The following is a 3,131-nucleotide window of genomic DNA, read 5'->3' as shown; positions in this document are numbered from 1 at the left end:
GGGCCGCCCGCAGCACCGCGCCCGTCGCGTCGGCGTCGGCGATCACCACGGTGGGCGCGCCCGCGCCGCCGGGGAAGTGCTCGGCCAGCACCTCCTGCCCGGCGACCGACTCGACACGGTCGAGGAACAGCTCCGACTCGGCCGTCCCACCGGCCTCGAACTGCGGCAGGAACGCCGCGGGCACCAGCAACGCGACGGTCGTGAGCATCCAGACCGCCCGCGGCGTGCGGTCGACGCGCCCCGCGATCCGGCCCCAGATTCCCTCCGACTCCGGCTTACGGGTCCCCGTGTGCGGACGGAACGGCCAGAAGGCGATCCGGCCGAACACGACGAGCACGGCGGGCAGGAACGTCGTGGACGCCAGCAGCGCGGCCGCGATGCCGATGGCGGCCACCGGACCGAGGTCGCGGTTCGAGTTCAACTCGCTGAACAGCAGGCACAACACGCCCAGAATGACCGTGCCCGCCGAGGCGAGGATCGGTTCGATGGTGCCCCGCCACGCCCGCAGCATGGCGTCCCCGCGGCCGGGGACGGCCCGGAGCTCCTCCCGGTAGCGGGACACGAGCAGCAGCGCGTAGTCGGTGGCCGCACCGAACACGAGGATGAACAGGATGCCCTGGCTCTGCCCGTTGAGCGCGAGCACACCGCCGTCGGCCAACAGGTACACCACCAGGCTCGCCAGTCCCAGCGCGAGCACCGCGGACAGCAGCACGAGCAGCGGGAGCAGTGGGCTGCGGTAGACCACGACGAGGATCACCGCCACCACCGAGCCCGCCACGAGCAGCAGCAGACCGTCGATCCCGCGGAACGCCTCGGAGAGGTCCGCGACCCGCCCCGCGGGACCGGTGACATAGACGTCGAGACCGGCGGGGGCCTGCGCGAGCAGGTCGCGAATGCGCTCGACCGACTCCCCCGGGTCCCCCGCGACGGGGGCGACCAGCCGCAGTGCCGCGTCGTCGGCGGGCGCGGGGAGCACCGGGGAGACCCCGGGTGCGGTGACGTCGGCGGCGACCAGTCGGGAGCGGGCATCCGCCAGGAACGCACGGTCGGCCGCGGTGATCCCCTCCGGCCGTTCGGCGACGACGACGGCGGGCACCGCGCCGGTGTCGGCGAACTGCCGTTGCAGCCGTTGCACCTCGGTGGACTCGGCGGAGGTGGGCAGGAACGCGGCACTGTCGTTCTCGGCGACATCGCTCAGCATCCCGGCGTACGGACCGCCGACGGTGCCCACGGCCAGCCACACGAGAAGCAGGAGAGCGGGCAGGACCCTGCGGAGAGTGCGCACGGAATTTCTTTCGACGACCGAACGTTTCGGTGCGATACTAGGCTCGGCGATCACGCGCGGCAATCCGGGTGCCCGGATCGGGGACGCGCGGCGACAGCCCGACGGGGGCCTGACGGGGAGCACGCCCCCGGCGGAAGCGACGACCGTGGTGGAAGGACGGCGAAGTGGCCGAGCACGTCGACAGCGACGACGAGGCGTTGATCCGGCAGGTACGCCGGTTGACGGTGGAGGCCGACCGGTTCACCGAGATGTTCGGCGAGGTACACGGCCTGCACCGCACCGATCTGAGCGCTGTTGTCGCGATCATGGATGCGGACCGCACCGGGGCCCCGCTCAGCCCGGGCGAGCTGGCCGGGACGCTCCACCTGAGCCCGTCGGCCACCACCTCGGTGCTCGACCGGCTCTCCGCCGCCGGTCACGTGCGCCGCGAGAGCGATCACGCCGACCGGCGGCGGGTGGTGTTGCGTGTGTGCGACAGCGCGCTCCGACTCGGATCCGAGCTGTTCACACCTTTAGGTGAGGAGTACGCCCGGGTGTGGGAGGGTTTCGACGACGCCGAACGCCGGACCATCGCCCGGTTCCTCACCGGGACGACCGAGGCGACCGTCCGCATCCGCGCCCGACTCGTCCGCCCCGACCAGGGCTGACCTCCGGCGAACCCGGTGAACGGGCCGCCGCAGGCCCCCGTCCGCAGCACGGGGCACCGACCGCGTCCCGGTGTCCCACCCGGCGCCGGTTCGACCGGAGCCGATCGGCGGGGGGCCTACAATCGCCTCCTCACGATCAGCGCCCACTCCTCTTCCCGCCGTCGGAGCAGCTCATGTCGGGTCCTCACGCACAACCCACGGCGCTGTACGGTCCCGGGTTCGCACGCGACCCGGCGCGGCTCAACGAGGACCTCCGACGACGCCACGGTCCCGTCGCTCCGGTCCTGCTCGACGGCACCGTGCCCGCGTGGCTGGTGCTCGGCTACCGGGAGCTGTACCAGGTCGCCGACGATCCCGGACTGTTCGCCCGCACCCGTCGGCACTGGCACAGCGGGCAACGCTCCCGGCCGGAGGACCCGATCGATCCCCGGGAGAACAGGCTCCCGGGAGGGGATGCGGTCCCACGATCCGGTGACCGGCCGTCCGGCGGTGCCGTCCCCGGCTCCGGTGCCGTACCACCACCGCCGCTGCACGAGGCGCTCGCCGAGGTCGATCCGATGGAACTGCGGCTGCGGGTCGAGCAGGTCGCCGACCGCCTGGTGGACGGCTTCGCCGGGCGCGGGACGGCCGACCTGATCGCCGAGTACACGCACCGGATCCCGCTGTTGACCCTGGCGCGGGTCTTCGGACTGGCCGAGACCACGGTGCCCGGGCTGGTGCGGGACACCGGCCTGGCCGCGACCCCCGGACCGGAGGCCGTACCGGCGCGGCAGCGGATCGTGTCGCTGATGCGGGAACTGGTTCGGCACAGACGCGCCCACCCCGGCGCCGATCTGCCGTCCCGGATCCTCGCGCACCCGCGTGCCCCGGACGACGACGCGGTCGCGACCGATCTCTTCCTGACCCTGGAGGCGGCCCACCTCGCGACGGCCGACTGGACGGGCAACGCGCTGCGGTTGATGCTCACCGACGAACGTTTCGCGACCACCCTGTCGGGCGGCCGGGGCAGTATCGGGCAGGCGCTCAACGAGGTGCTGTGGCGGGAGCCCCCGATCCAGAACATCGTCGGGCGGATCGCCACCACCGACACCCACCTCGGCGGTCGGCATGTCCGGAGGGGGGACCTGCTGGTGCTCGGCGTCGCCGCGGCCAACGCCGACCCGCACGCCCGCGTCCGCGGGAGGTGCCCGCAGGCCGCG

At 73.3% G+C, this 3,131-nt stretch carries 3 protein-coding genes; 2 read left to right on the top strand and 1 reads right to left on the bottom strand.

Annotation, left to right across the window (positions count from 1 at the left end; genetic code table 11):
• The coding region (locus SACHA_RS0107890; protein WP_028662982.1) for an MMPL family transporter at positions 1–1,285 on the bottom strand (1,285 nt) is incomplete at its 3' end.
• Positions 1,286–1,449: 164 nt separating this feature from the next.
• On the opposite strand from SACHA_RS0107890, the gene SACHA_RS0107885 reads away from it, so the two are divergent.
• On the top strand, positions 1,450–1,932 hold the full coding sequence (locus SACHA_RS0107885) for a MarR family winged helix-turn-helix transcriptional regulator (RefSeq protein ID WP_019808589.1): 483 nt from the start codon (positions 1,450–1,452) through the stop codon (positions 1,930–1,932).
• 173 nt (positions 1,933–2,105) lie between these two features.
• The coding region (locus SACHA_RS0107880; RefSeq protein WP_019808587.1) for a cytochrome P450 family protein at positions 2,106–3,131 on the top strand (1,026 nt) is incomplete at its 3' end.

The organism is Saccharomonospora halophila 8 (genome assembly GCF_000383775.1).
GTDB classification, from domain to species: domain Bacteria; phylum Actinomycetota; class Actinomycetes; order Mycobacteriales; family Pseudonocardiaceae; genus Saccharomonospora; species Saccharomonospora halophila.
The sequence above is the reverse complement of the archived record's forward strand: the minus strand, read 5'-3'. Positions and strand labels throughout refer to the sequence as shown.